Here is a 25,612-nt window from a genome sequence, read left to right as displayed (position 1 = left end):
CAGCAGGACGCGTCGGCACGGCGCAGAACACGAGAGTAGGGGCGGATCGGTGGCGGACATCGAGGAAGCACGCAAGCAGTTCGAGCGGATCGATACGGACGGTGACGGTTACATCACCGCTGCCGAGTTCAAGACCGCCCTGGCCCGGTCGGGCGACTGGAACGTCACCGAGTCGGTCGCCGAGGTCGTCATCAAGGCCCGCGACCTCGACGGCGACAAGAAGCTGAGCTTCGATGAGTTCTGGAGCTACCTGAACAAGTGACGCGGGCGCTCCGGCGCTGCGAGGAGTGAGGGCCCGGCCCGTCCGCGGACGGACCGGGCCCCTCGTCATGTCCGGCCCGCGCCGCTCACGGTCGCGCCCGGTGTGCGGTACGGACGCTCCAGCGGCCGTCGTGCCGTTCCCGTGCCGGCGGCAGGTCGGAGCACATGCCGAGCCGGCCGGCTGTCAGCACCCCGGCCACCGGGCCGCCGGAGAGCGGACGGCCCTCGCGCAGCAGCAGGGCGTGCGTGGTGTGGGCGGGCAGTTCCTCCAGGTGTGGGTGACCAGGACCGTCGCCAGGTGCGGATGGCCGTGGGCGCCTGCACCGACTGCATGATGGGTAGTCAAAAACCTTCACGACAGCGATCCTTGGCGGTCCGGCCGCCAGAACGGTTCTGACAGATGACCACAGCCAACACCCCTACAGTGCTCTACCTCGGCCTGCGGCGCTCACCGCTGGAATGGCGGGCCGAACTCGACGCCGCAGCGGCCCGGGGACTGAGCGTCCATGTCGCTTCGGACGCCGATGTCTCCCACACCGGGCTCCCCGGCCACCAGCGCGGCTCCTTCGACCGCGGCTCCTCCCTCGCGGACCAGGCCGCGCAGGCCTCAGCCGGCCAGGCCCCGGTCGCCGTCGTCTGCTGGGGTGACAAGTACGTCGGCCTCACCGCTCTGCTCGCGGAACGGTTCGGGGTGCCCGGCATCGGTACCGCGGCCGCGGCCGTCACCACGGACAAGGCCGCCCAGCGACGGGCCATGGAACCGTACGGCCTCAACCCGCCGTGGCGGGCGGGCCGGACGGCCGACGACCTGCGGGCCGTCGTGGCGGAGCTCGGTGCCGGCGTCCGCCCTCTGGTGTTCAAGCCGGCGCACTGCTCCGGCGGCCGCGGCATGGCGCTGATCACCGACGGCACCGGCCTGGACGAGGTGTTCGCGCTCACCGCCGCCAACTACTCCGGGACCGGCGACTTCCTCGTCGAGGAGTACGTGGACGGCTCGGAACACTCCGTCTCCGGTGTCGTCTCCGAGGGCACGGTGCGGATCCTCGGCGTCACCGACAAGTGGGTCGACGGGCCGCTCTCCCCGTCATGGGCCACGGCCGTCCCCTCCGCCCTGCCCGACTCGGAGGTCAAGGGCCTGGCGCGGGCCGCCGAACAGGCCGTGCTCGCCGTCGGCCTCGAAACCGGCGGGTTCCACGTCGATCTGCGTCTCGGTCCCGCGGGGCCCGTCGTGCTGGAGGTCGGCGGACGGCTGGGCGGCGACCTGATCAACTCCCATCTCATTCCGTACGCGCACCGAGGGGCGGTCCGGCCCTACGAGACGCTGCTCGCCCTCCTCACCGGCGGAGAACCGCCGGGCGAGATCCCCGAGCCGGTGCGCGGCGCCGCCATGGTGCTCCTGCCCAGGTCCGGGCGCCCGGCAGCCGAGTTGGCCGAGACGGCGCTCGCCGATCCACGGGTCGTGCTGGCCGAGGACTGGCCCGGTACGGACACCGTCGTGGCGGTCGTCGTCACCGACGACCCGGCCGGCCTGCCCGCGGCCGTGGCGGACGTACGCGCATCGGCCCGGTGACCGCAGGCCCGCCGCCGCGCCTCCCGCCGGACGGAGTCCTCGTCAGCACTCGATGATGTTCACCGCCAGCCCGCCCCGGGCCGTCTCCTTGTACTTCACCGACATGTCGGCGCCGGTGTCCTTCATCGTCTTGATGACCTTGTCCAGGGACACCTTGTGGGAGCCGTCGCCGCGCATCGCCATGCGCGCGGCCGTGACGGCCTTCACCGCGGCCATGCCGTTGCGCTCGATGCACGGGATCTGGACCAGGCCGCCGACCGGGTCGCAGGTCAGGCCGAGGTTGTGTTCCATGCCGATCTCCGCGGCGTTTTCGACCTGTTCGGGTGAGCCGCCGAGGACCTCGGCCAGCGCGCCCGCCGCCATCGAGCAGGCGGAGCCGACCTCGCCCTGGCAGCCGACCTCGGCGCCGGAGATGGAGGCGTTCTCCTTGAACAGCATGCCGATCGCGCCCGCGGCGAGCAGGAAACGGACCACGCCCTCCTCGTCGGCGCCGGGCACGAAGTTGACGTAGTAGTGCAGGACCGCCGGGATGATGCCGGCCGCGCCGTTCGTGGGGGCGGTGACGACCCGGCCGCCGGCCGCGTTCTCCTCGTTCACCGCCATCGCGTAGAGCGTGATCCACTCCATGGCGAGGGCCTGCGGGTCGCCCTCGGAGCGCAGCTTGCGCGCGGTGTTCGCGGCCCGGCGGCGCACCTTCAGACCGCCCGGCAGGATGCCCTCGCGGGACATGCCGCGCGCGACGCACTCCTCCATCACGCGCCAGATCTCCAGCAGGCCCTCGCGGATCTCCCCCTCGGTCCGCCAGGCCCGTTCGTTCTCCAGCATCAGCGCCGAGATCGACAGGCCCGTCTCCTCCGTCAGGCGCAGCAGCTCGTCGCCCGTGCGGAAGGGGTACTTCAGCACGGTGTCGTCGAGTTTGATGCGGTCGGCGCCGACCGCGTCCTCGTCGACGACGAAGCCGCCGCCGACCGAGTAGTACGTCTTCGTCAGCAGTTCCGCGCCCGAGGAGTCGTACGCCCACAGGGTCATGCCGTTCGCGTGGTACGGCAGGGCCTTGCGGCGGTGCAGGACCATGTCGTCGTCGAAGGAGAAGGCGATCTCGTGCTCGCCCATCAGCCGCAGGCGGCCGTCCGACTTGATCGTCTCCACCCGCTCGTCGGCCGTCTCCACGTCCACCGTGCGCGGCGATTCACCCTCCAGGCCGAGCAGCACCGCCTTGGGCGTGCCGTGCCCATGGCCCGTGGCGCCGAGCGAGCCGTACAGCTCGGCGCGCACCGAGGCGACCGACTCCAGCAGTTCCTCGTTGCGCAGCCGCCGGGCGAACAACCCGGCCGCCCGCATGGGGCCGACCGTGTGGGAGCTGGACGGGCCGATGCCGATCGAGAACAGGTCGAAGACCGAGATGGCCACGGGGGGACTCCTGACTACGGGGGTGGTGCAAGGGGGCCAGGGCGTCCCGCCCGCGCGGGGCAGGACGCCCTGAAAGGTTTCTTCGTTACTTGTTCAGACCCGTGTACAGCGGGTGCTTGTCGGCCAGGGCCTTCACCCGGGCCTTGAGGGCCTCGGCGTCGTAGGACGGCTTCAGCGCCTCGGCGATGACGTCCGCGACCTCCGCGAAGTCCTCGGCCGTGAATCCGCGGGTCGCCAGGGCCGGCGTGCCGATCCGCAGACCGGACGTCACCATCGGCGGACGCGGATCGTTCGGGATGGCGTTGCGGTTGACCGTGATGCCCACCTCGTGGAGGCGGTCCTCGGCCTGTTGGCCGTCCAGCTCCGAGTGGCGCAGGTCGACCAGGACCAGGTGCACGTCCGTGCCGCCGGACAGGACGTCCACGCCCACCGCCCGGACGTCGTCCTTCACCAGACGCTCGGCCAGGATGCGGGCACCCTCCAGCGTACGGCGCTGGCGCTCACGGAAGTCCTCCGAGGCGGCGACCTTGAAGGCGACCGCCTTGGCCGCGATCACGTGCTCGAGCGGGCCGCCCTGCTGACCGGGGAAGACAGCGGAGTTGATCTTCTTGGCCAGTTCGGCCGTGGAGAGGATCACACCGCCGCGCGGGCCGCCGAGGGTCTTGTGGGTCGTGGTGGTGACCACGTGGGCGTGCGGCACCGGGTTGGGGTGCAGCCCGGCGGCGACGAGACCGGCGAAGTGGGCCATGTCGACCATCAGGTACGCGCCGACCTCGTCCGCGATCCGGCGGAACCCGGCGAAGTCCAGCTGCCGCGGGTACGCCGACCAGCCCGCCACGATCAGCTTCGGCTTGGACTCCTTCGCCAGCCGCTCGACCTCGGCCATGTCGACGCGGCCGTCGTCGCCCACGTGGTAGGCGACGACGTCGTAGAGCTTGCCGGAGAAGTTGATCTTCATGCCGTGGGTCAGGTGCCCGCCGTGCGCGAGGTTCAGACCCATGATGGTGTCGCCCGGCTTGAGCAGCGCGAACATCGCTGCCGCGTTGGCCTGGGCGCCCGAGTGCGGCTGCACGTTGGCGTGCTCGGCGCCGAACAGCTCCTTGACGCGGTCGATCGCGATCTGCTCGACCACGTCGACGTGCTCGCAGCCGCCGTAGTAGCGGCGGCCCGGGTAGCCCTCGGCGTACTTGTTGGTGAGGACCGAGCCCTGCGCCTCCATGACCGCGACCGGAGCGAAGTTCTCCGAGGCGATCATCTCGAGCGTGGACTGCTGGCGGTGCAGCTCGGCGTCGACCGCGGCGGCCACGGCCGGGTCGAGCTCGTGCAGGGGTGTGTTCAGGACGGACATACGGCTACGACTCCTCAGCCGGCGGAGAACGCGGTGTACTCGTCGGCGGAGAGCAGGTCGCCCGGCTCGTCCGCGACCCGCACCTTGAACAGCCAGCCGCCCTCGAAGGGGGCCGAGTTCACCAGCGACGGGTCGTTCACGACGTCCTCGTTCACCTCGGTGACCTCACCGGAGACGGGGGAGTACAGGTCGGACACCGACTTGGTCGACTCCAGCTCGCCACAGGTCTCGCCCGCGGACACCGAGTCACCGACCTCGGGAAGCTGGACGAACACGACATCGCCGAGCGCGTTGGCCGCGTGCTCCGTGATACCGACCGTCGAGACGCCGTCCTCGGCGGCCGACAGCCACTCGTGCTCCTTGCTGTAGCGCAGCTGCTGGGGGTTGCTCATGGCCTGAATTCTCCTGTACACGCGGGAGTGGTGATGAAGGGGACCGCTGGTGAGCGGGTGATGTGCCCGGGAGCGCTTGTGGCGCCCGTGGCCAGTGTCTACTTCTGGCGCTTGTAGAACGGCAGCGCCACGACCTCGTACGGCTCGTGACTGCCCCGGATGTCCACGCCCACACCGGGCGTGCCGGGCGCGGCGTGCGCGGCGTCGACGTAGGCCATCGCGAGGGGCTTGCCGAGCGTCGGGGAGGGGGCGCCGGAGGTGACCTCGCCGATCACCTCGCCGCCGGCGACGACCGCGTACCCGGCGCGCGGGACCCGGCGGCCCTCGGCGACCAGGCCGACCAGGACGCGGGGCGGGTTCTGCTCCGCGCGGGCGGCGGCCTCCCGCAGGGCCTCGCGCCCCACGAAGTCGCCCTCCTTCTCGAACTTCACCACCCGGCCGAGCCCGGCGTCGAAGGGCGTGAGGGAGGTGCTCAGCTCGTGCCCGTACAGCGGCATGCCCGCCTCCAGGCGCAGTGTGTCGCGGCAGGACAGCCCGCAGGGGACCAGCCCGGCGCCCTCGCCCGCCTTGGTCAGGGCCTGCCACAGCTCGACCGCGTGCTCCGGCTTCACGAACAGCTCGAAGCCGTCCTCGCCGGTGTACCCGGTCCGGGCGATCAGGGCCGGGACACCCGCGACCGTGCCGGGCAGGCCGGCGTAGTACTTCAGGCCGTCGAGGTCGGCGTCGGTGAGGGACTTCAGGATCCCCGGCGACTCGGGACCCTGTACGGCGAGCAGCGCGTAGGCGTCCCGGTCGTCGCGCACCTCGGCGTCGAAACCGGCGGAACGTTCCACCAGTGCGTCCAGGACCACCTGGGCGTTGGAGGCGTTGGCCACCACCATGTACTCGGTCTCGGCCAGCCGGTAGACGATCAGGTCGTCCAGGATGCCGCCGTCGGCCCGGCAGATCATGGTGTAGCGGGCGCGGCCGGGCTTCACGCCGCCGATGTTGCCCACCAGGGCGAAGTCGAGCAGGGCGGCGGCCTGCGGGCCCGTGACGGTGATCTCGCCCATGTGGGAGAGGTCGAAGAGCCCGGCCTTCGTGCGCACGGCGTTGTGCTCGTCGCGCTCGGAGCCGTAGCGCAGGGGCATGTCCCAGCCGGCGAAGTCGGTCATCGTCGCGCCGAGCGAACGATGCAGGGCATCGAGCGCGGTGTGACGGAGTTCTCCTGTACTGCTCACGGTCGGTCGTCTCCCAGGGCAATGACGGGCGAGGGCGGTCCTCCCCATCTGTCATCGGAACCTGAGAGGTTCGCCATGACCGCACGGGGCCCTGGCTTGCACCTTGGGTGGAGCCGCCATCGGTCGGCGACCCGCTTTTCAGATGTGCCTCGCCCGCGCGGTAACGGGGCCTGAGAGATTCAAGGGAGGGACTTGCTCCTTCGGCGCCCCAGCGTCAGCGGTGCTGGGAACTCTCCCGCGCGGATTCAAACGGCCGGTATGCAGTTGGCGCGCACATCATTGCACGCATCCTCGCGGGGCGGCAGGGGGATCACCCTGTAGCAGTCCTGTTGCAGGAAGAGGACTAAAACCAGAGACATCGGGCATTACCTTCTCTTTACACTCGGCGGGGATGGGACTCCGTACCTGGCCCCAGGGGAGGACGATCACGGTGAACAGGACCACGGCGTACGCCACGACCACGGGCGTCGCGCTGCCCGGGCAGCCGGCCGGCGCGGCCCGGGCGGTCTGCGGCCCGGTGCCGGTGCCGGTCGTCCGCGATCTGCGCGACCGCGCCGGCCGATCCCCCCACGCGCTGCTGTTCGGCCCCCGCGACCTCGTCGTGGTCACGGGCCTCCCGGGCAGCGGCAAGTCCACGCTGATGAGGCGCACCGTGCCGGGTCGGCGCATCGACTCCCAGGACACCCGCGACCGCTGGGAGGGGCGCATGCCGCGCTTCCTGCCGTACGCGGTCTACCGCCCGCTCGTCCGCCTCGCCCACTACGCCGGGCTGCGCCGCGCCCTGCGCACCGGTGAGGGGGTCGTCGTGCACGACTGCGGCACCCAGACCTGGGTCCGCCGCTGGCTCGCCCGCGAGGCCCGCCGCCGGGGCGCCGCCCTGCATCTGCTGCTGCTCGACGTCACGGCGGAGGAGGCCCTGGCCGGCCAGCGCGACCGCGGCCGCGGAGTCTCGCGCTACGCGTTCCTGCGCCACCGTGCGGCGACCCACCGCCTGCTGCGCTCGGTGGAGCGGGGCGAACTGCCCGCCGGCTGCGGCTCCGCGATCCTCGCCGACCGGGACGCGGCGAACACCCTGCGCCGTATCGGCTTCACGGGCTGACGGCCGGGTGCCGTGGCCCGGGCGCGGATGTGCGGCACGCCGCGCGTCGTGATCATGGGCGACCACCGGACCCCTGTGGCTCGGGGGTGAGGCGCTGGGTGCCGGGTGCCGGCCCTCGGGTGGGCGAGCGCAGGCTCCGTGGTTCAGGGGCGAGGCGCTGGGTGCCGGGTGCCGTGGCTCGAGGGGGAAGCGGTGGAGGGCGGTTGCCGCGGTTTCTGCGCGATGGCCGGACCCCTGTGGCTCGGGGGTGAGGCGCTGGGTGCCGGGTGCCGTGGCTCGAGGGGGAAGCGGTGGAGGGCGGTTGCCGCGGTTTTTGCGCGACCGCCGGAGACGTGGTTCAGGGGCGATCGCCGGACCGCGTGGCTCGGGGGTGACCGCTGGACGGCGGGTGCGGTGGTCCCGTGGCGGCTCGCCGCGTGTCGGGTGCAGTGGTCCAAGGGCAGGCCAGGGGACGTGGTTCAGGGGCGACCGCCGGGTGCCGGGTGCCGTGGTCCGCCGGCGGATCGCCGCGTGCCGGACGGCGTCGCGTACGCGTGGACCGCTCGCCCTCGGTCAGCCGTTAGCCTCTTAGCCACAGCAGTGGTTCCAGGCAGGCGGTAGGCAGATGGACTTCCCGGCGGACTTCTCCGCGGACTTCCCGGCGCAGACGCAGACCCACCCGCACGGCGGTTGGCCCGGCAACGAGCTGGAGGAGGTGCTCTCGGCCTCCCTCGGCGCCGGGCCGTCGGCCGGCGGGCGGATCGTCGAGGTGCTCGGCCGGAGCTTCGTGTGGGTCCCGCTCCCCAACGGCGGCGGCCCGCAGAGCGGCCCCCTCGACCTGCCCGGCATCGAGATCGACGGCCAGGCGTTCGTGCCGGTGTTCAGCTCCGAGGAGCAGTTCCGTCAGGTCGTCGGCTCCCACATGTCGTACACCATCGCCCCGGCCGTGGAGTTCGCCCGCGGCCTGCCCCCGCACGCGGGGATAGCCATCAACCCGGGCGGTGTGGTCGGCATCCCGCTCCCGCCGCCCGCCGTGGCCGAGCTCTGCCGGGCAGGCCGCACCCCGCTGGACGGCCCCGCGAGCGGCGGCCGGGTCCGCCTCTTCGAGCCCGACTGGCAGGACGACCCGGTGGACTTCCTCAGCGTCGCCTCCGCCGAGTTCGAGGCGACCGGCGTCGTCCTCACCGCCCGCCGCTGCCTCGCCGCGATCGAGACCGCCGACCCGGTGATGTTCGTGGGCGTCGAACTCTCCCAGTGGGAAGGCGACCTGCGCGCCCTTCCCCTGGAGGCCCTCACCCGGGCGGTGACCAGGTCCCCGGCCCCCTGGCCGGTCAACCTGGTCCTCCTGGACGTGGCGGAGGACCCGGTGGGGGAGTGGATGCGCGCCAGGGTCCGGCCCTTCTACCAGCGGTAGTTCAGGTACCGGGCGGACCCGCGAACCGACACCGGGCCCCGAGCTCCCGGGCGGGCTTAAGCTAGGTCACGGTTGAGGCGTTGTACGAAGGGGCGGTAAAGGTGAGCGCGAGCGGCACGGCCGCGGCCGGACAGGTCGAGCACATGCTGCGCCAGGTCACGCCCGGGCGCTACGACGCCTACGAGGCACTCCTGCGCGCGCTCGCGACCCCGCACACCGGTCAGGTCTGGATGCTCCTCTGGCACGGCCAGGCCGGCTCCCCCGACGCCCAGTACGGGAACATGGAGGTCGACGGGCACGGCTACGCGCCCTGCGTGACCTCCGCCCAGGAGCTCTCCGCCAGCGGCTGGAACCGCTCGTACGAGGTGGTCGACGGCGTCGACGTGGCCCGTGCCCTCTATCCCGACCACTACGGCCTCTGGCTCAACCCGCACGCCCCCGGCGGCGGGGTCGGCATCCCCTGGCTCGACCTGCGCCGGATCGCCACGGGCCTGGACCGCCAGCCCGCCGGCCCGCTGCGGCTGTCCGAACCGGCCATCGAGGTCCCGCAGTTCTACGCCCTCCTCACGCAGAACGCCCACCGCACCCCGGCCGTCCGTTCGCTGCGCCGCGCCTGGGTGCAGCCCGCGCTCGGAGCGCCCTACCTCGCCATCGGACTGGATGTGTACGACACCTCGCCGCCGGCCGTGGACTCCGTACGCGCGATGATGCAGCAGTCCCTGGGCGCCGTACCGGACGGGCTGCCCGTCTCGACCGTCGCGATGTCCGACGAGCACGACCCGGTCGCCATGTGGCTGCGCGCGAGAGCCCGCCCCTTCTACGACCGCGAGGCCCACGCCACCGCCCCGGTCCAGGCCCCGGCCGCGGGCGGCTACGGATACCCGGGCGGGTACTGACGGACTTCTCCGGGCGCACGCCGGGCGTCCGGACCTTCTTCACCGCACTCCAACCACCCCGCACAGCCTGGTCACAGAGGACGACATCGATATTGCGGGACATGTCCGCATCTACGCGGGTAAATACAAGGCTCTGCCTCTTGTACCCCAACTGCCTTGTGTCCGACTCACGTTCTGTGACGTCCGCATAACGGAATCTCCAGGTCAGCATCACGGTTAGGCATCCATTCGCCGTCAAGTCTGGCAACAGATCGGCGAAGCGTTGAAGACTCCCCGCACCAGGGGTTCTTCACCCCTGTGCACCACGTGAGGGGTCTGAACCCCTGACTACGACGGACGATCAGGCCGCTACCGCGGCACGTGCGGGCCGGTCACCGCCGGTTGAGAGGGGTCCCTGCCAGATGACGGCGCCATTGCACGACACGACCGCGGAAGCGGCCCCGACTGCTCCTGCCGACCCGGCGGAGTCAGGCGCCACGAAGGTCGAGGGCCGGTCCCTCAAGCAGATCGCCTGGAGCCGTCTCAGGCAGGACAAGGTCGCGCTCGCCGGGGGCGTCTTCGTCCTCTTCCTGACCCTGGTCGCCGTGTTCGCCCCGCTGATCGTCAATCTGCTCGGCCACCCGCCGAACGAGTTCCACCAGGACGAGCTGGACCCGCTGACCAACCTGCCGCAGGGCGCGTGGGGCGGCGTGAGCAGCGAATTCCTCTTCGGCGTCGAACCCAACAAGGGCCGCGACGTGTTCAGCCGCATCGTCTACGGCGCCCGGATCTCCCTGCTCGTGGCGTTCCTCGCCGCCGTGGTCGCCATGGTGCTCGGCACCCTCTTCGGCGTCATCGCGGGCTACTTCGGCGGCTGGGTCGACGCGCTGATCAGCCGCACCATGGACGTGCTGCTTTCCTTCCCGCAGCTGCTGTTCATCATCTCCCTGGTCTCGGTGCTCCCCGACGACCTGCTGGGCCTGACCGGTTCGGGCGTGCGGATCGCCGTACTCGTCCTGGTCATCGGCTTCTTCGGCTGGCCCTATGTGGGCCGCATCGTGCGCGGCCAGACCCTGAGCCTGCGCGAGCGCGAGTACGTCGAGGCCGCCCGCAGCCTCGGCGGCGGCCGACGGCACATCCTCTTCCGGGAGCTGCTGCCCAACCTGGTCGCCCCGATCCTCGTCTACGCGACGCTGATGATCCCCACCAACATCCTCACGGAGGCGGCGCTCAGCTTCCTCGGGGCGGGCGTCCGACCGCCGACGGCGTCCTGGGGCGGCATGCTGCGCGACGCGCTGGAGACCTACGAGCACGACCCGATGTTCATGGTCTTCCCGGGCGTGACCATCTTCGTGACCGTCCTCGCGTTCAACCTCTTCGGAGACGGTCTGCGCGACGCCCTGGACCCCAAGGGCGCCCGCTGAAGCTCTCACAAGAACTTGCCCCTGCCGCACCGTCAGGTGGCTGACCCCATGGTTCTCCGGCTCAGGACCGGGACCGCGAATCTCGGAGGTTACGAGAAAATGTCCACAGCTTCCCCGAAGCGACGGCTTGCTGCCGGTGCGGCCCTCGTAGTCGCGGCGCTGGTGACCACCACGGCGTGCGGCGGCGGTGACAGCGACAACGGCAAGGACGAGGGCGCGGGATACAACGCGGCGCTCGACAAGGTCGTCAACGCCTCCACCAAGAAGGGTGGGACGCTGAAGTTCATAGGCAAGCAGGACTTCGACTCCCTGGACCCGCAGCGCACCTACTACGGCATGACCTGGGACTTCATGCGGTTCTTCACCCGCACCCTGGTCACGTACGACACCAAGCCGGGCGAGGCGTCCAACAAGCTGGTCGGTGACCTCGCCACCGGCCCCGCCGAGGTCTCCACCGACGGCAAGACCTACACGTACAAGCTGCGTGACGGACTGACCTGGGAGGACGGCTCCGCGCTGACCTCCAAGGACATCAAGTACGGCATCGAGCGCATCTGGGCGACGGACACCATCACCGGCGGTCCCGCGTACATCAAGCAGACGCTGGACCCCAAGGGCGAATACCCGGGCCCGTACAAGGACAAGTCCAAGGACAAGCTGGGTCTGAAGGCCATCGAGACGCCGGACGACAAGACCATCGTCTTCAAGCTGCCCAAGCCCAACGGTGACTTCGAGCAGTTCCTGGCGATGCCCACCGGCGCCCCGGTGAAGCAGAGCGCGGACACCGGCGCCAAGTACACCAACAAGCCCTTCTCCTCCGGCCCGTACAAGGTCGAGTCCTACAAGGCGGGCAAGGGCCTCACCCTGGTCCGCAACACCAACTGGAAGAAGTCCTCGGACCCGATCCGCCCGGCCCTTCCGGACAAGATCACCGTGACGATCTCCGCCAACCTGGAGGAGAACGACAAGCGGCTGATGGAAGGTGACTACGACCTCGACGTCAACGGCACCGGCATGACCCAGTCGGGCCGCGTCACCGCCACGCAGGACCACAAGGCGAACATCGACAACATCCAGACGTCGTTCGTCCGGTACGTGGCCCTCGTCCACACCGCCAAGCCGTTCGACAACGTCAACTGCCGCAAGGCCGTCTTCTACGCCACGGACTTCGCCGGTCTGCAGCAGGTCCGCGGTGGCGAGGTCGCCGGTGGTGAGATCGCCAACTCCGTCTTCCCGAAGACGATCCCCGGCTACACCGACTACGACCCGTACGGCGTCCTCGCCCGCAAGGGCAAGCCGGACATCGCGAAGGCCAAGGAGGCGCTGAAGGAGTGCGGCAAGCCGGGCGGCTTCTCCACCAAGATCACCGCCCGGACCAACCAGCCGGCCGAGGTCGACGCCGCCGAGGCTCTGCAGGAGCAGCTCGCCAAGGTGGGCATCAAGATCGAGGTCGACCCGATCGACGGTGCCCAGTCCTCCAGCATCAGCGGTTCGCCGAAGGTCGTGAAGGAGCGCGGCTACGGCATGACCATGACCGGCTGGGGCCCGGACTTCCCGACCGGCCAGGGTTACGCGCAGCCGCTGTTCGACAGCCGCTTCATCTTCCCGAACGGCAACTACAACGAGTCGCAGATCAAGGACCCGGAGATCGACAAGATGTTCGACGACGCGATCGCGTCGACGGACCCGGCCAAGTCCAAGGCGATCTACGAGAACATGAACAAGCGCCTGATCGACAACGCCGACTGGATGCCCTTCATCTACGAGAAGAACATCTCCTGGCGCAGCCCCCGGCTGACGAACGTCTACTCGTCCGCCGCGTACAACGGCCGCTACGACTACGTCATGCTCGGCGTCACGAAGTAACCGCCGAACTGCCGTAGCCGACCGTTCCCTCGCCGCCGAAACCCGCCAGTCCGAAGGGCAGGTGATGGCCCCGGGCGGCGGCCGGAACCCCTCGCGGGGGTTCCGGCCGCCGCCGGGCCGCGCACAGTGCTTGCTTATCTCATCCGGCGCCTGATCGCCGTCGTCATCATGGTGCTGGTCGTACTGCTCGCGACCTTCACCGTCTTCTACATGCTGCCCAGGTGGGCGGGACAGGACATCGCCGTCCTCTTCGCCGGCAAGGCCACAGGAGCCGAGCAGGTCGAGGGAATCCGGACCAAGCTGGGCCTCGACGATCCGCTGCTCCTGCAGTTCTGGGACTTCGTCAAGGGCATCCCCCTGGGACGCGACTTCGCCAACGGCGAGGACGTGACGCACTGCCCGGCCCCCTGCTTCGGCTACTCCTTCGTCACGGAGGAGCCGGTGTGGAACACCCTCAAGGACGCGCTGCCCGTCACCGCCGCCCTCGCCGCCGGCGCGTGCGTGCTGTGGCTGGCCGGAGGTGTCGCCACCGGTGTGGTCTCCGCGCTCAAGCGGGGCACCATCTGGGACCGCGGCGCGATGATCGCCGCCCTCGGCGGTGTCTCCCTGCCGATCTTCTTCACCGGCATGGTCGCGATGGGCATCTTCGTGCACAGCCTGGGCTGGGTGAAGATCGAGGACAACCTGAGCACCGACGACCCCATCGGCGTCTGGTTCGAGACCCTGCTGCTGCCGTGGATCGTGCTCGCCCTGCTGAACGCCGCGATGTACGCCCGTCTCACCCGTGCCACCATGCTGGAGGTGCTCGGCGAGGACTACATCCGCACCGCCCGCGCCAAGGGTCTCGGTGAACGGGTCGTCATCACCCGGCACGCCCTGCGTTCGGCGATGACGCCGATCCTGACCGTGTTCGGCCTCGACATCGGTGTGCTGCTCGGCGGCGCCGTGCTCACCGAGTCGACGTTCAACCTGCCGGGCCTCGGGCTCGCCGCGGTCCAGGCCATCAGCAGCAAGGACCTTCCGGTGATCCTCGGCGTGACCCTGTTCGCGGCCCTCGCGATCGCCGTCGCCAACCTCGTCGTGGACCTTCTGTACGCCGTCATCGACCCGCGAGTGAGGCTGGGATGACCGACCTGAACAAGACGGGAGCGGCCGTCGGGGAACCCGTCTCCGCCGGGCCCGCCCCCTCCGCCTTCCTCGAAGTGCGCGACCTCAAGGTGCACTTCCCGACCGACGACGGCCTGGTCAAGTCCGTCGACGGGCTCAGCTTCTCGCTGGAGAAGGGCAAGACCCTCGGCATCGTGGGCGAGTCCGGCTCCGGCAAGTCGGTCACCTCGCTCGGCATCATGGGCCTGCACACCGCCGGCCAGTACGGCAAGCGCAGGGCGCGGATCTCCGGCGAGATCTGGCTGGACGGCACCGAGCTGCTGTCCGCCGACCCGGACCACGTGCGCAAGCTGCGCGGCCGCGAGATGGCGATGATCTTCCAGGACCCGCTGTCCGCGCTGCACCCGTACTACACGATCGGCCAGCAGATCGTGGAGGCGTACCGCATCCACCACGACGTGGACAAGAAGACCGCCAAGCGCCGAGCCGTGGAGATGCTCGACCGGGTCGGCATCCCCCAGCCGGACAAGCGGGTCGACAACTATCCGCACGAGTTCTCCGGCGGTATGCGCCAGCGCGCGATGATCGCGATGTCGCTGGTCAACAACCCCGAACTGCTCATCGCGGACGAGCCGACGACCGCCCTCGACGTGACGGTCCAGGCACAGATCCTCGACCTCATCCGGGACCTGCAGAAGGAGTTCGGCTCCGCGGTCATCATCATCACGCACGACCTGGGCGTCGTCGCCGAACTCTCCGACGACCTCCTGGTGATGTACGGCGGCCGGTGCGTGGAGCGCGGTCCCGCGGAGAAGGTGTTCTACGAGCCGCGCCACCCCTACACCTGGGGCCTGCTCGGCTCGATGCCACGCCTGGACCGCGACCAGCAGGACCGGCTCATCCCGGTCAAGGGCTCCCCGCCCTCGCTGATCAACATCCCGTCCGGCTGCGCCTTCAACCCGCGTTGCCCCTACGCGGACCTCCCGAAGGACAACGTCACCCGCACGGTCCGCCCCGAGCTGACCGAGGTCGGCGGCCGCCACTGGGCCGCCTGCCACATGACGCAGGAGCAGCGGGAGCGGATCTGGACCGAAGAGATTGCGCCGAAGCTGTGAGCGACAAAGCAGAGGACAAGGCAGTGAGCATCCCCGCACAGGCGGACGGTGCGACCCTGACCGAGAAGGACCCGGCCCCCGGCGAGATCCTGCTGAAGGTCACCGGGCTGCAGAAGCACTTCCCGATCCGCGAGGGTCTGCTCAAGCGGCAGACCGGCGCCGTCCGCGCTGTCGACGGACTCGACTTCGAGGTGCGCGCAGGTGAAACCCTCGGCGTCGTGGGCGAGTCGGGCTGCGGCAAGTCGACCATGGGCCGGCTGATCACCCGGCTACTGGAACCGACCGCCGGCACGGTCGAGTTCGAGGGCAGGGACATCACACACCTCGGCGTCGGGGGCATGCGCCCGCTCCGCCGCGACGTGCAGATGATCTTCCAGGACCCGTACTCGTCGCTGAACCCGCGCCACACCATCGGCACCATCATCGGCGCCCCCTTCCGCCTCCAGAAGGTCACCCCCGAGGGCGGCATCAAGAAGGAGGTGCAGCGGCTGCTGTCGGTCGTCGGCCTCAATCCCGAGCACTACAACCGCTATCCGCACGAGTTCTCCGGCGGTCAGCGCCAGCGGATCGGCATCGCCCGTGCCCTCGCGCTCAAACCGAAGCTGGTCGTCGCGGACGAGCCCGTCTCGGCGCTCGACGTGTCGATCCAGGCGCAGGTCGTGAACCTGCTGGACGACCTCCAGCAGGAGCTCGGTCTGACCTACGTGATCATCGCGCACGACCTGTCCGTGGTGCGCCACGTCTCGGACCGCATCGCGGTGATGTACCTCGGCAAGATCGTGGAGCTCGCCGACCGGGACGCGCTCTACAAGGCGCCGATGCACCCGTACACCAAGGCACTGATGTCGGCCGTGCCGATCCCCGACCCCAAGCGCCGGACCGCCAAGAGCGAGCGCATCCTTCTCCGCGGCGACGTGCCCTCGCCGATCAGCCCGCCGAGCGGCTGCCGCTTCCACACCCGGTGCTGGAAGGCGACGGAGATCTGCCGGACCACCGAGCCGCCGCTGCTGGAGCTGAAGCCGGGCCAGCGGGTGGCCTGCCACCACCCGGAGAACTTCGAGGACCAGGCCCCGCAGGACACGGTCCTCCTCTCCGCCGCGAAGGACGCGGGGGAACTGGTACCGGACGCGGTGCTCGCCGAGTCGGCGGAGACGTCGGCGGCGCTGGCCGGCGAAGTCGGGGAGGAGCCCGCCGGCGAGGCTTCCCCGGGCGTCGGCACACCGGAGGAAACGGGCGGACCGGCATCGGAGGACAAGCCGGCCTGACCGCCGGGCTGACCCCACGCACATGCCGGACAGGCGGGAGGGCTCCCGCCTGTCCGGCATGTGCGTGCCGCGGCCCCCTGGCGTGGGGGGCGCACCGCCTGCCACCCCCGGGCACGGACGGCCGGGCATGAGGCCTGACAGCGAGACCCACCTCCGCTCAGTCCTCGGGAACGGTGCGCGAGGATGTCCGGGTGCTCCAGCAACTCTTCAGTCCGTCCGTCCAGCACACGCTCGACCTGATCGGCATCTTCGTCTTCGCGATCTCCGGCGCCCTGCTGGCCGTGCGCAAGAACTTCGACGTGTTCGGCATGGCCGTCCTCGCCGAGGTCACCGCGCTGGGCGGCGGACTCTTCCGGGACCTGGTCATCGGGGCGGTACCGCCCGCCGCCTTCACGGACCTGGGCTACTTCCTCACCCCGCTGCTCGCCACCCTCCTCGTCTTCTTCCTGCACCCGCAGGTGGAGCGCATCCAGGTCGCCGTGAACGTCTTCGACGCGGCCGGACTCGGCCTGTTCTGCGTCGCCGGCACGATCAAGGCGTACGAGTACGGGCTCGGCCTGACCGCTTCGGCCGGCCTGGGCCTGACCACCGCCGTGGGCGGGGGAGTACTGCGGGACGTCCTCGCCAACGAGGTGCCCTCACTGCTGCGCTGGGACCGTGACCTGTACGCGGTCCCGGCGATCGTCGGCTCCGCCATGGTCGCCCTGTGCATCCGCTACGACGCCCTGAACCCGTTCACCAGCGCTCTCGCGGTGATCACCGGCTTCGTGCTGCGCCTGCTCGCGATGCGGTACCACTGGCGGGCTCCGCGCGCGTGGCACCGGCGGTCGATGGTGAGCGAGGAGGAGCAGCCCACCCGGCCGTGAAGGCAAAGCTACCGCTTAGTAGTTAGTTCTTGTAATGTTCAGCCATGCCAGAAGCAGCCACTGCCCCGGCCGTCCGGGCCACGATCGGCGACAGCGAGTTCGACCGTGACACCGCGGTCACCCGCCGCGCGCACGGCGTCTACGACATCGACCTCTCCGCCGGCTGGACGATCATCAGCGCCGTCAACGGCGGCTATCTGCTGGCCGTCCTGGGTCGTGCCCTGGCGGACGCCCTGCCGCACGCCGACCCCTTCACCGTCTCGGCGCACTACCTGACCGCGTCCCAGCCCGGCCCGGCGGTCGTCCGCACGGACGTCGTCCGCACCGGCCGGACCCTGTCGACCGGCCAGGCCTCGCTCTTCCAGTACGACGACGAGGGTCGCGAGGTCGAACGCATCCGCGTCCTCGCCTCCTACGGCGACCTGGACGCCCTGCCCGACGACGTCCGTACCACCGCCGAGCCGCCCGCCATACCGCCGATGGACCAGTGCTTCGGCCCCCAGGACGCGCCCGCCCCCGTACCCGGAAGCTCGGCCATCACCGACCGTCTGATGCTCAAGCTCGACCCGTCGACGCTGGGCTGGGCCCTCGGTCAACCGTCCGGCAAGGGGGAGATGCGGGCCTGGTTCGGCCTCGCGGACGGCCGCGACCACGACCCGTTCTCGCTGCTGCTGGCGGTGGACGCCCTGCCGCCCACCGCCTTCGAACTCGGGCTGAAGGGCTGGGTGCCCACCGTCGAGCTGACCGTGCACGTGCGCTGCCGGCCGGCCCCGGGGCCGTTGCGCGTGTCGATCATCACGCGCAACCTCGCCGGCGGCTTCCTCGAGGAGGACGCCGAGGTGTGGGACAGCGCCGGCCGGCTGGTGGCCCAGTCCCGGCAACTGGCGCGGGCCCGGCTGGCCTGAATCTCTGCCTCGCTGACAGGGCGGGTCCAGGGCGCCTTTCGGGGATGCCCGGTGGGGCTCCGGGCGGCGCGCTCGTGGAAACGGGCGCGCCGCCCCTGGCGTTTCCGGCGGACGGTCAGTCCAGCCAGTGGTGGCGACCGAGCCCGATCAGCCGCATCTGACGGGTCGCCACCCGCGTGACCTGCCGGGTCCGCTCCTCGCGTTCCTCCTCCGGACCCTCCAGGGCCTCCAGGAAGAGCGACGCGGTGATCAGCATCTGGTCGACGTAGAGGTGCGCCAGCATCAGCAGGTCGTCCTCGGACCAGCCCTCCGACGCCGGGTCCTGGGCCAGTGCGTCCTTGACCTCCTGGGCGAACCGGGTCAGCTGGCCGCGTATCGCCTCTCGTACCGGCTGAACTCCGCCATGTCGTTCACGGGCGATGAACCGGACATGGGCGGGGTACCCGTCGACGTGACGGGCGATCAGCTCGATGGCTCGTGTGACGCGTTCCTCCTGGTCACCCGTCGTGGACACCGTCGTCCGGATCATCGGGTGCAGGCTGCCCAGCGCCTCCTCGACCAGGGCCACGCCCAGATCCGCCGTGGAGCGGAAGTGGCGGTAGAAGGCGGTCGGGGCGACACCGACGGCGCGGGTGACCTCGCGCAGCCCGAGGCTGCTCAGGCTCTGCTCCTCCAGCAGCTCCAGGGCCGCGTCCAGGAGCGCCTGCCGGGTCTTCTGCTTCTGGGCCTGCCGGGTGCCGAGGGTGTGACTCATACCATGCAGTTAACAACTGTTCTCTGGAATAGGAAAGTCATGGGAGGCGTTAGACTGGGAAGTCAGTGAACAAGTGTTACCACAATCGTTCACCGAAATCCTGGGGGTTGTTCTCCATGCTGTTCCTCGTCGCCGCGCTGCTCTTGCTGGGCGTGGTCCTGGGCGCCGTCGCCCACGCCCCGCTCACCTTCTCCGTCGCCGCCGGTGCCGTCATCGCCGTCTGGCTCGGCATCTTCGCGCTCCGCGAGCGCCACGGTCGCCGGCGCCACACGCGGGCCCACTGACCACCCACCGCCGACCCGACACCGGGAGCAGATCACCATGCAGCTCACCGCACCTGCCACACGCCGCACCGGTATCCGCGACGCCGACGGCATGGCCGTCGCGTCCTTCGTCCTCGGCCTGCTCGGCCTCCTCGTCCTCAACATCTTCCTCGGCCCGGTCGCCATCGTGCTGGCGAGCATCGCCCTGTGGCGCGGCACCAAGCGCCGCGGCCGCGCGTATCTGGGTCTTGGCCTGGGCGTCGCCGACCTCGTGGTCCTCGTGGCTTTCATGCAGGCGGACAGCACGCCCTCCTGGAGCTTCTGAGCCGTCGTCGGGCAACCGCCCGCCGACGAGCCGCGGCCGGCCCGGGGGCAACGGGTCGCAGCCGCCCCGGCAAGCGGTTCAGCTCCCTTCGGATTCGGCCAACCTTGCTCTGAGGCCGCTCGAAGGGGAGCCGTAGAATCGGGCTCACCATGGCTTACCTCGACCACGCCGCGACGACCCCGATGCTCCCGGAGGCGGCAGAGGCGCTCACCGCCCACCTGGGTGCCACCGGCAACGCCTCCTCCCTCCACGCATCCGGCCGGCAGGCCCGCCGTACCGTCGAGGAGGCCCGCGAGACCCTCGCCGAAGCCCTCGGCGCACGCCCCAGCGAGGTGGTCTTCACCTCGGGCGGCACGGAGGCCGACAACCTCGCCGTCAAGGGCCTCTACTGGTCACGCCGCGACGCCGACCCGGCCCGCACCCGTGTCCTCGCCAGCCCCGTCGAGCACCACGCGGTCCTCGACGCCGTGCACTGGCTCGGCGAACACGAGGGCGCCACCGTCGAGTACCTGCCGGTCGACACCCACGGCCGCGTCCACCCGGACACCCTGCGCGAGGCGATCGCCCGCAACCCCGACGACGTGGCGTTCGCCACCGTCATGTGGGCCAACAACGAGATCGGGACGATCCTGCCGGTCCGCGAACTCGCCGACACAGCCGCCGAATTCGGGGTCCCCCTGCACTCGGACGCCGTCCAGGCCTTCGGCCAGATCCCCGTGGACTTCGCCGCCTCCGGCCTCGCCGCCATGACGGTGACCGGCCACAAGATCGGCGGGCCGTACGGCATCGGCGCCCTGGTCCTCGGCCGCGAACACACCCCCGTGCCCGTCCTGCACGGCGGCGGCCAGGAGCGGCATGTGCGCTCCGGCACCCTCGACGTGCCCGCCATCGCCTCCTTCGCGGTCGCCGGGCGGCTGGCCGCCGAGCAGCGCGAGTGGTTCGCCCGCGAGATCGGCGCCCTGCGCGACGCCCTCGTCACCGCCGTCCGTGCGGCGGTGCCGGACGCGATCCTCGGCGGCGACCCGGACCCGGAGGGCCGCCTCCCCGCCAACGCGCACTTCACCTTCCCCGGCTGCGAGGGCGACTCCCTGCTGCTCCTGCTCGACGCCCAGGGCATCGAGTGCTCCACCGGCTCCGCCTGCACCGCCGGCGTCGCACAGCCCAGCCATGTCCTCCTCGCCACCGGCACCGACCCGGACCTGGCCCGGGGCACCCTCCGCTTCTCCCTCGGCCACACCTCCACCGAGGCCGACGTCGAGGCGCTGGCGAAGGCCATCGGGCCGGCGGTGGAACGGGCCAGGGCGGCCGGGCTCACCTAGGGGGCTTCTGATGGATCTCCGCGGCGTCGCGACGCCCGGCACGCCGAGAGCACGCACCGAACGCCGCTCCTTCCTCCACGGAGATCCATCAGAAACCCCCTGACGCGGCCCGGCCGGAATCAGGCCGGGGTCGTACGCGCCTCCCGCACCAGCCGCATGTACCTGTCCCAGTCCCAGTGCGGCCCGGGGTCCGTGTGGTCCGTGCCCGGGACCTCCACATGGCCGATGATGTGCTCGCGGTCCACGGGTATGCCGTACCGCGCGCAGATCCGGGCCGTGAGACGGGCGGAGGCCTCGTACATCTCGTCCGTGAGGTCCTGCGGACGGTCCACGAAGCCCTCGTGCTCGATGCCGACACTGCGCTCGTTGTAGTCGCGGTTGCCCGCGTGGTACGCCACGTCCAGCTCGCGGATCATCTGTGCGACGTGCCCGTCCTGGCGGACGATGTAGTGCGCGGCCGCCCTGTGCCCCGGGTCCTGGAAGGCCTTCACCGCGCTGTCGAAGCTGCCCTGTGTGACATGGATGATCACCATGTCTATGCCGTAGTCGTCGGGCCGGTCCGCGCGGCGCCAGTTCGCGTCCGACGCCGCCACCCAGCGCGCGCCCGCGAAGTCGACCTCGCCCTCCTTGCGCGGCTTCTCCACGCCGGGAGCCCGCCACCACAGACGCGCGAGCTCGTCCCGGGCCAGCACGGCCGTGCCCGCCGCTGCCGCCGCCCCGCCGATCAGCAACGCGCGTCGCCCGACCTTCCGGTCGCCGTCCCTCGGAGCCTTCCGCTGTCCCATGTGATCGTCAACGGTTACCCGCGGGCGCTGGTTCCCGCGCCCCGTACCCTGGAGGGGCTATGACTGACACCCCGCAGCGCTCCCGTCCCCTCCGCGTCCTGGCCGCCATGTCCGGCGGAGTCGACTCGGCCGTCGCCGCCGCCCGCGCGGCCGAGGCGGGCCACGACGTGACCGGCGTCCACCTCGCGCTCTCCGCCAACCCCCAGTCCTTCCGCACGGGCGCGCGGGGCTGCTGCACCATCGAGGACTCGCGCGACGCCCGCCGCGCCGCCGACGTCATCGGCATCCCCTTCTACGTGTGGGACCTCGCCGACCGGTTCCGCGAGGACGTCGTCGAGGACTTCGTCGCCGAGTACGAGGCCGGGCGCACACCCAACCCCTGCCTGCGCTGCAACGAGAAGATCAAGTTCGCCGCGCTGCTGGACAAGGCGCTCGCGCTGGGCTTCGACGCGGTCTGCACGGGCCACTACGCGAAGGTGATCGTCCACGAGGACGGCACGCGCGAGCTGCACCGCGCCTCCGACATGGCCAAGGACCAGTCGTACGTCCTCGGCGTGCTGGACGAGAAGCAGCTGGCGCACGCGCTCTTCCCGCTCGGCGACACGGTCACCACCAAGGACGAGATCCGCGCGGAGGCCGAGCGCCGGGGCCTGGCGGTGGCCAAGAAGCCCGACTCGCACGACATCTGCTTCATCGCCGACGGCGACACCCAGGGCTTCCTGGCGAACCGGCTCGGCAAGGCGGAGGGTGACATCGTCGACGAGTCGGGAGCGAAGCTCGGCACCCACGAGGGCGCGTACGGCTTCACCATCGGCCAGCGCAAGGGCCTGCGCATCGGCACCCCGGCCCCCGACGGCAAGCCGCGCTACGTCCTCGACATCTCGCCGGTGGACAACACCGTGACCGTCGGCCCGGCCTCCGCCCTGGACGTCACCGCCCTGACCGCGATCAAGCCCCGCTGGTGCGGCACCGCCCCCGCCGGCCCCGGCACCTACACGGCCCAGCTGCGCGCCCACGGCGGCGAGACCGAGGTCACCGCCGAGCTGGTCGACGGCTCCCTGGAGGTCACCTTCACCGAGCCGGTCCGCGGCGTCGCCCCCGGCCAGGCGATCGTGCTGTACGACGGCACGCGGGTGGTGGGGTCGGCGACGATCGCGTCGACGGTCCGCGCCAAGCAGGCCACCTCGGCGGTCTGACACACGGCGGTGAACGACAACCTCGAACACCGCCGCCTGCACATCTGCGGGTGCCTGGGCACGGTGGCGCGTTCCGCGAGCTGGTCCGGCGGGCACTGCCGGACGCTGACGAGCGCGAGCGCCGCTTCGCGGAAGAGGAACCGGACCTGTGGCGGGGCGCGGTGAGATGACACCGCGCCACCGCGCTCAACCACGGCCGAAGAACTCCGCCAGCACCGGCGCCAGCACATTCGGCTCCACCATGTGCGTCTGGCCCTGGAGCGTGCGGTAGGCGCCCTCGGGGACCGAGTCCGCGATCGCTCTGGCCGCCTCCCGGAGCCAGGACGGGCTGGCGTCGCCCGCGACCGCCAGGACGGGGCAACCGACCGAGGCCAGCCGGGCGCGGGGCACACGGCCGTCGCCCATCACCGCGTCGTCGTAGGCGAGGCTCGGGGCGATCGCCTCCATGCCGGCCCACAGGGGGGACTGGCGGGCGCCCTTGATGACTGCCTCGGACAGGCCGGTCAGCCGCAGGAACAGCTCGACCGCGTCCCCGCGCCGCCCCTCACCGAGGGCCTCCGTAAGACGCCGGGTGTACTCCGCGCGCTCCTCCGCACCCTCGTCGGACATCGCGAACGGCGCCTCGTACACCGCCACGCGCCGCACCGGCAGGCCGCTCGCCGCCGCCTCCAGGGCAAGCGCCCCGCCCGACGAGGTGCCGTACAGGGACGCCTCGCCGCCCACCGCGTCGATCACCGCGGCCAGGTCCTCGACCTCGCGCTCCACGGCGTAGGGCGCCGTGTCCCCGCTGGCGCCGCGGCCCCGGCGGTCGTAGACGACGGCCTGGAAACGCTCCGACAGGGACACGGCCAAGGGCGCCAGGGTGCCGCCCGTCGACATCGCGCCGCTCACCAGGACGACCGCGGGGCCCCGGCCGGTGCTCTCGTAGGCGATGCGGGTGCCGTCGCGTGAAAGGATCTTCTTGTCCATGTCAGTGCAGACTGCCGCACCGCGCGGTGTTCATCGATGAGGCGGGCCGCGCGTCAGCCGATCACGACAATTCCACCTGGTAGAAGCAGAGGTGGTCCTTGATCTCCGCGACGTCCGGTTTCGGGTCCGGATACGCCCAGACGAGGTCCGGGGCGTCAGGCAGTGACCAGTAGGACGCGGTGCCCTTGAACGGGCAGTACGTGCGCGTGCCGGAGGGTGTCAGCAGGTCGAGGCGCACGTCCTCGGCCGGGATGTAGTAGCGCTCGGGGCAGCCCGTCTCGCGCAGGACCAGGGGCCGGTCGCTCTCCGCCAGCACCTGCCCGCCGTGCACCACGCGCACGGACCGGCCGCTCCGCTCGATGGTGATGCGATGCCCGTTCGTCACGATCGCCCTCCTTGGGTAGCCGACTCCCTGGATACAGCGCAGGCTGAAGCGGAGTTCTTCCCACGCCCTCGCCGCAGGAGGCCCTCATGCGAGCCACGGAACCGGCAAGGAACCGCAGCAGCCTGGCCCACCAGGTCCGGTACGCCCTGCGCCACCCGGGGCGCATACCCGCGCACGCCCGGCGCGCGGCGCGGGACGCCTGGCTGCGGCTGCGGTACCGGGACCACATCGCGTACTACCGCGCCGTGATGGCCTCCGACGCGGCGCGCAGCGCGGAGGCGGCGGTGGGACACAACCCGTCGCGCGAGGCGTGGGCGCGGATCGGGCGCATGCAGTTCGACTACCTGGTGGGGCACGGTCTCCAGCCGCACCACCGCATGCTGGAGATCGGCTGCGGCAACCTGCGCGCCGGACGGCTGTTCATCGACTACCTCGACACCGCCCACTACTACGGCATCGACATCTCGCCGCACATCCTGCTCGCCGCCCAGGACACCCTCGTCGCCGAGAAACTGCAGCCCAAGCTGCCGTACCTGGCGCTCGCCGACGACCTCACCTTCGCCTTCCTGCCCGACGCGCACTTCGACGTCGTGCACGCGCACAGCGTCTTCTCCCACTCCCCGCCGCACGTCATCGAGGAGTGCTTCGCCCACGTCGGCAGGATCCTCGCGCCCGGCGGGTTCTTCGACTTCACCTTCGACCGCACCGAGGGCGAGGAGCACCAGGTGCTGCGCGAGGACTTCTACTACCGCACGGAGACGCTGACCGGACTCGCCGCCCGGCACGGCCTGGACGCCCGGTTCATGGACGACTGGGAGCGGCTGCCGCACCGGCAGTCCAAGATGCGCGTGACCGTGGCCGCCGACCGGGCCCGTACGGTGGGGCCATGAACATCTGTGTCTTCCTCTCCGCCGCCGATCTCGACGAGCGCTACACCACTCCCGCGCGGGAATTCGCCACGCTGCTGGGCAAGGGCGGCCACACGCTCGTGTGGGGCGGCTCGGACGTCGGCCTGATGAAGGTCGTCGCCGACGGCGTGCAGGAGGCGGGCGGCCGGCTCGTCGGCGTCTCCGTGCAGTTCCTCTCGGCGAAGGCCCGCCCCGGCGTCGACGAGATGGTCGTCGCGAAGGACCTGGCCGAGCGCAAGAGGCTCCTCCTGGAGAAGGCCGACGCCGTGGTGATCATGGTGGGCGGGACCGGCACGCTCGACGAGGCGACCGAGATCCTGGAGCTGAAGAAGCACGGCCACACGGACAAGCCGGTGGTCCTGCTCAACACCGCCGGGTTCTACGACGGCCTGAAGGAGCAGTTCCGCCGCATGGAGGACGAGGGGTTCCTGCCCCGCCCGCTCACCGACCTGGTGTTCTTCGCGGAGGAGCCGGTGGGGGCGCTGGCGTATCTGGAGGAGAGCCAGGGCATCGAGTGACCTTGGGGTCTTGTGATGGATCTCCGCAGCGTCGCGACGCCCGGCACGCACTCCCCCAAGCTCTCGGCTTCGCT

The 25,612-nt window shown here is 70.8% G+C and carries 26 protein-coding genes, 1 pseudogene and 1 riboswitch; of the genes and pseudogenes, 18 read left to right on the top strand and 9 right to left on the bottom strand.

From position 1 onward, the window contains the following. Positions 1-49 precede the first annotated feature (49 nt). A complete protein-coding gene (locus IE97_RS0105540) occupies positions 50-262 on the top strand; it encodes an EF-hand domain-containing protein (RefSeq protein WP_030232047.1) in 213 nt (70 codons plus the stop codon). Positions 263-347: 85 nt separating this feature from the next. Here the strand turns inward: IE97_RS0105540 and IE97_RS42790 are convergent. Further along, positions 348-571 (bottom strand): annotated as a pseudogene (locus tag IE97_RS42790) (ABC transporter ATP-binding protein); the annotation flags it as partial. A 90-nt stretch (positions 572-661) separates the two neighbouring features. Here IE97_RS42790 and IE97_RS39200 point away from each other — a divergent pair. Next, positions 662-1,831, top strand: coding sequence for an ATP-grasp domain-containing protein (locus IE97_RS39200; protein ID WP_078603092.1), 1,170 nt, complete (start codon positions 662-664; stop codon positions 1,829-1,831). A gap of 42 nt (positions 1,832-1,873) precedes the next feature. Here the strand turns inward: IE97_RS39200 and IE97_RS0105530 are convergent, their stop codons facing one another. From IE97_RS0105530 to gcvT, 4 genes are all read right to left on the bottom strand, one after another. After that, complete coding sequence (locus tag IE97_RS0105530; protein ID WP_030232041.1) at positions 1,874-3,241, bottom strand: L-serine ammonia-lyase; 1,368 nt, start codon at positions 3,239-3,241, stop codon at positions 1,874-1,876. Positions 3,242-3,326: 85 nt separating this feature from the next. After that, complete coding sequence (gene glyA, locus IE97_RS0105525) at positions 3,327-4,589, bottom strand: serine hydroxymethyltransferase (protein WP_030232036.1); 1,263 nt, start codon at positions 4,587-4,589, stop codon at positions 3,327-3,329. Between the two features lie 14 nt (positions 4,590-4,603). Further along, positions 4,604-4,981 carry a glycine cleavage system protein GcvH gene (gene gcvH / locus IE97_RS0105520; protein WP_030232033.1) on the bottom strand — a complete coding sequence of 126 codons (378 nt, stop codon included), beginning with the start codon at positions 4,979-4,981 and terminating at the stop codon, positions 4,604-4,606. A gap of 98 nt (positions 4,982-5,079) precedes the next feature. Then, the gene (gene gcvT / locus IE97_RS0105515) at positions 5,080-6,249 is read right to left on the bottom strand and encodes a glycine cleavage system aminomethyltransferase GcvT (protein ID WP_420706056.1); all 1,170 of its coding nucleotides are present in this window, start codon (positions 6,247-6,249) and stop codon (positions 5,080-5,082) included. A 100-nt stretch (positions 6,250-6,349) separates the two neighbouring features. Further along, a riboswitch (glycine riboswitch) is annotated at positions 6,350-6,449 on the bottom strand. A 182-nt stretch (positions 6,450-6,631) separates the two neighbouring features. Here gcvT and IE97_RS0105510 point away from each other — a divergent pair. The 10 genes from IE97_RS0105510 to IE97_RS0105465 all read left to right on the top strand — a co-directional run bounded on the left by IE97_RS0105510 (position 6,632) and on the right by IE97_RS0105465 (position 18,116). Beyond that, the gene (locus tag IE97_RS0105510; protein ID WP_030232024.1) at positions 6,632-7,300 is read left to right on the top strand and encodes an AAA family ATPase; all 669 of its coding nucleotides are present in this window, start codon (positions 6,632-6,634) and stop codon (positions 7,298-7,300) included. Positions 7,301-7,904: 604 nt separating this feature from the next. Further along, the gene (locus IE97_RS0105505) at positions 7,905-8,693 is read left to right on the top strand and encodes an enhanced serine sensitivity protein SseB (RefSeq protein ID WP_030232021.1); all 789 of its coding nucleotides are present in this window, start codon (positions 7,905-7,907) and stop codon (positions 8,691-8,693) included. A gap of 101 nt (positions 8,694-8,794) precedes the next feature. Next, on the top strand, positions 8,795-9,589 hold the full coding sequence (locus IE97_RS0105500) for an enhanced serine sensitivity protein SseB C-terminal domain-containing protein (RefSeq protein WP_030232016.1): 795 nt from the start codon (positions 8,795-8,797) through the stop codon (positions 9,587-9,589). 401 nt (positions 9,590-9,990) lie between these two features. Further along, on the top strand, positions 9,991-10,992 hold the full coding sequence (locus IE97_RS0105495; protein WP_030232011.1) for an ABC transporter permease: 1,002 nt from the start codon (positions 9,991-9,993) through the stop codon (positions 10,990-10,992). Between the two features lie 99 nt (positions 10,993-11,091). Next, entirely contained in the window at positions 11,092-12,858 is a 1,767-nt protein-coding gene (locus IE97_RS0105490; protein ID WP_030232008.1) for an ABC transporter substrate-binding protein, read from the top strand. 126 nt (positions 12,859-12,984) lie between these two features. After that, entirely contained in the window at positions 12,985-13,986 is a 1,002-nt protein-coding gene (locus IE97_RS0105485) for an ABC transporter permease (RefSeq protein WP_030232005.1), read from the top strand. Continuing rightward, positions 13,983-15,080 (top strand): ABC transporter ATP-binding protein, encoded by a 1,098-nt coding sequence (locus IE97_RS0105480; RefSeq protein ID WP_030232002.1) that lies wholly within the window; start codon positions 13,983-13,985, stop codon positions 15,078-15,080. The genes IE97_RS0105485 and IE97_RS0105480 overlap by 4 nt, the downstream gene beginning before the upstream one ends. A 23-nt stretch (positions 15,081-15,103) precedes the next feature. Continuing rightward, positions 15,104-16,345 carry an ABC transporter ATP-binding protein gene (locus tag IE97_RS0105475; protein ID WP_051704853.1) on the top strand — a complete coding sequence of 414 codons (1,242 nt, stop codon included), beginning with the start codon at positions 15,104-15,106 and terminating at the stop codon, positions 16,343-16,345. 191 nt (positions 16,346-16,536) lie between these two features. Then, positions 16,537-17,211: a trimeric intracellular cation channel family protein gene (locus IE97_RS0105470; protein WP_030231995.1), complete on the top strand. Its 675-nt coding sequence runs from the start codon at positions 16,537-16,539 to the stop codon at positions 17,209-17,211. A 44-nt stretch (positions 17,212-17,255) separates the two neighbouring features. Continuing rightward, a complete protein-coding gene (locus IE97_RS0105465; protein ID WP_030231992.1) occupies positions 17,256-18,116 on the top strand; it encodes a thioesterase family protein in 861 nt (286 codons plus the stop codon). A 115-nt stretch (positions 18,117-18,231) separates the two neighbouring features. Here IE97_RS0105465 and IE97_RS0105460 read toward each other — a convergent pair whose 3' ends face one another. Further along, positions 18,232-18,870 carry a TetR family transcriptional regulator gene (locus tag IE97_RS0105460; protein ID WP_030231989.1) on the bottom strand — a complete coding sequence of 213 codons (639 nt, stop codon included), beginning with the start codon at positions 18,868-18,870 and terminating at the stop codon, positions 18,232-18,234. A 116-nt stretch (positions 18,871-18,986) separates the two neighbouring features. Here IE97_RS0105460 and IE97_RS41310 point away from each other — a divergent pair, with 116 nt between their 5' ends. The 3 genes from IE97_RS41310 (at position 18,987) to IE97_RS0105445 (ending at position 20,777) form a co-directional block, all read left to right on the top strand. Next, entirely contained in the window at positions 18,987-19,154 is a 168-nt protein-coding gene (locus IE97_RS41310) for a hypothetical protein (RefSeq protein ID WP_030231985.1), read from the top strand. 37 nt (positions 19,155-19,191) lie between these two features. After that, positions 19,192-19,458, top strand: coding sequence for a hypothetical protein (locus IE97_RS0105450; protein WP_030231982.1), 267 nt, complete (start codon positions 19,192-19,194; stop codon positions 19,456-19,458). Between the two features lie 149 nt (positions 19,459-19,607). Next, positions 19,608-20,777: a cysteine desulfurase family protein gene (locus IE97_RS0105445; protein ID WP_030231978.1), complete on the top strand. Its 1,170-nt coding sequence runs from the start codon at positions 19,608-19,610 to the stop codon at positions 20,775-20,777. A gap of 119 nt (positions 20,778-20,896) precedes the next feature. On the opposite strand, the gene IE97_RS0105440 is transcribed toward IE97_RS0105445, so the two are convergent. Beyond that, positions 20,897-21,562 carry an N-acetylmuramoyl-L-alanine amidase gene (locus tag IE97_RS0105440; RefSeq protein WP_030231976.1) on the bottom strand — a complete coding sequence of 222 codons (666 nt, stop codon included), beginning with the start codon at positions 21,560-21,562 and terminating at the stop codon, positions 20,897-20,899. A gap of 59 nt (positions 21,563-21,621) precedes the next feature. On the opposite strand from IE97_RS0105440, the gene mnmA reads away from it, so the two are divergent. Further along, complete coding sequence (gene mnmA, locus IE97_RS0105435; protein WP_030231973.1) at positions 21,622-22,758, top strand: tRNA 2-thiouridine(34) synthase MnmA; 1,137 nt, start codon at positions 21,622-21,624, stop codon at positions 22,756-22,758. Positions 22,759-22,944: 186 nt separating this feature from the next. Here the strand turns inward: mnmA and IE97_RS0105430 are convergent, their stop codons facing one another. Then, positions 22,945-23,727 (bottom strand): alpha/beta fold hydrolase, encoded by a 783-nt coding sequence (locus IE97_RS0105430; protein WP_030231970.1) that lies wholly within the window; start codon positions 23,725-23,727, stop codon positions 22,945-22,947. Between the two features lie 61 nt (positions 23,728-23,788). Then, positions 23,789-24,112 carry a DUF427 domain-containing protein gene (locus tag IE97_RS0105425; protein WP_030231968.1) on the bottom strand — a complete coding sequence of 108 codons (324 nt, stop codon included), beginning with the start codon at positions 24,110-24,112 and terminating at the stop codon, positions 23,789-23,791. 86 nt (positions 24,113-24,198) lie between these two features. On the opposite strand from IE97_RS0105425, the gene IE97_RS0105420 reads away from it, so the two are divergent. Continuing rightward, complete coding sequence (locus IE97_RS0105420) at positions 24,199-25,002, top strand: class I SAM-dependent methyltransferase (RefSeq protein WP_030231964.1); 804 nt, start codon at positions 24,199-24,201, stop codon at positions 25,000-25,002. Continuing rightward, positions 24,999-25,538, top strand: a complete 540-nt coding sequence (locus tag IE97_RS0105415) for a TIGR00730 family Rossman fold protein (RefSeq protein ID WP_030231959.1) — start codon at positions 24,999-25,001, stop codon at positions 25,536-25,538. The genes IE97_RS0105420 and IE97_RS0105415 overlap by 4 nt, the downstream gene beginning before the upstream one ends. Positions 25,539-25,612 lie beyond the last annotated feature (74 nt).

It is taken from the genome of Streptomyces sp. NRRL S-455, from assembly GCF_000717875.1.
GTDB lineage: Bacteria > Actinomycetota > Actinomycetes > Streptomycetales > Streptomycetaceae > Streptomyces.
The sequence above is the reverse complement of the archived record's forward strand: the minus strand, read 5'-3'. Positions and strand labels throughout refer to the sequence as shown.

Coding starts and splice junctions, on each gene's coding strand:
- IE97_RS0105440 (WP_030231976.1), bottom strand. CDS start 21,562: ATGGGACAGCGGAAGGCTCCGAGGGACGGCGACCGGAAGGTCGGGCGA.
- glyA (WP_030232036.1), bottom strand. CDS start 4,589: ATGTCCGTCCTGAACACACCCCTGCACGAGCTCGACCCGGCCGTGGCC.
- IE97_RS0105420 (WP_030231964.1), top strand. CDS start 24,199: ATGCGAGCCACGGAACCGGCAAGGAACCGCAGCAGCCTGGCCCACCAG.
- IE97_RS0105430 (WP_030231970.1), bottom strand. CDS start 23,727: ATGGACAAGAAGATCCTTTCACGCGACGGCACCCGCATCGCCTACGAG.
- IE97_RS0105505 (WP_030232021.1), top strand. CDS start 7,905: ATGGACTTCCCGGCGGACTTCTCCGCGGACTTCCCGGCGCAGACGCAG.
- IE97_RS0105415 (WP_030231959.1), top strand. CDS start 24,999: ATGAACATCTGTGTCTTCCTCTCCGCCGCCGATCTCGACGAGCGCTAC.
- gcvT (WP_420706056.1), bottom strand. CDS start 6,249: ATGGGGAGGACCGCCCTCGCCCGTCATTGCCCTGGGAGACGACCGACC.
- IE97_RS0105480 (WP_030232002.1), top strand. CDS start 13,983: ATGACCGACCTGAACAAGACGGGAGCGGCCGTCGGGGAACCCGTCTCC.
- gcvH (WP_030232033.1), bottom strand. CDS start 4,981: ATGAGCAACCCCCAGCAGCTGCGCTACAGCAAGGAGCACGAGTGGCTG.
- IE97_RS0105490 (WP_030232008.1), top strand. CDS start 11,092: ATGTCCACAGCTTCCCCGAAGCGACGGCTTGCTGCCGGTGCGGCCCTC.
- IE97_RS0105465 (WP_030231992.1), top strand. CDS start 17,256: ATGCCAGAAGCAGCCACTGCCCCGGCCGTCCGGGCCACGATCGGCGAC.
- IE97_RS0105460 (WP_030231989.1), bottom strand. CDS start 18,870: ATGAGTCACACCCTCGGCACCCGGCAGGCCCAGAAGCAGAAGACCCGG.
- IE97_RS41310 (WP_030231985.1), top strand. CDS start 18,987: ATGCTGTTCCTCGTCGCCGCGCTGCTCTTGCTGGGCGTGGTCCTGGGC.
- IE97_RS39200 (WP_078603092.1), top strand. CDS start 662: ATGACCACAGCCAACACCCCTACAGTGCTCTACCTCGGCCTGCGGCGC.
- mnmA (WP_030231973.1), top strand. CDS start 21,622: ATGACTGACACCCCGCAGCGCTCCCGTCCCCTCCGCGTCCTGGCCGCC.
- IE97_RS0105495 (WP_030232011.1), top strand. CDS start 9,991: ATGACGGCGCCATTGCACGACACGACCGCGGAAGCGGCCCCGACTGCT.
- IE97_RS0105445 (WP_030231978.1), top strand. CDS start 19,608: ATGGCTTACCTCGACCACGCCGCGACGACCCCGATGCTCCCGGAGGCG.
- IE97_RS0105450 (WP_030231982.1), top strand. CDS start 19,192: ATGCAGCTCACCGCACCTGCCACACGCCGCACCGGTATCCGCGACGCC.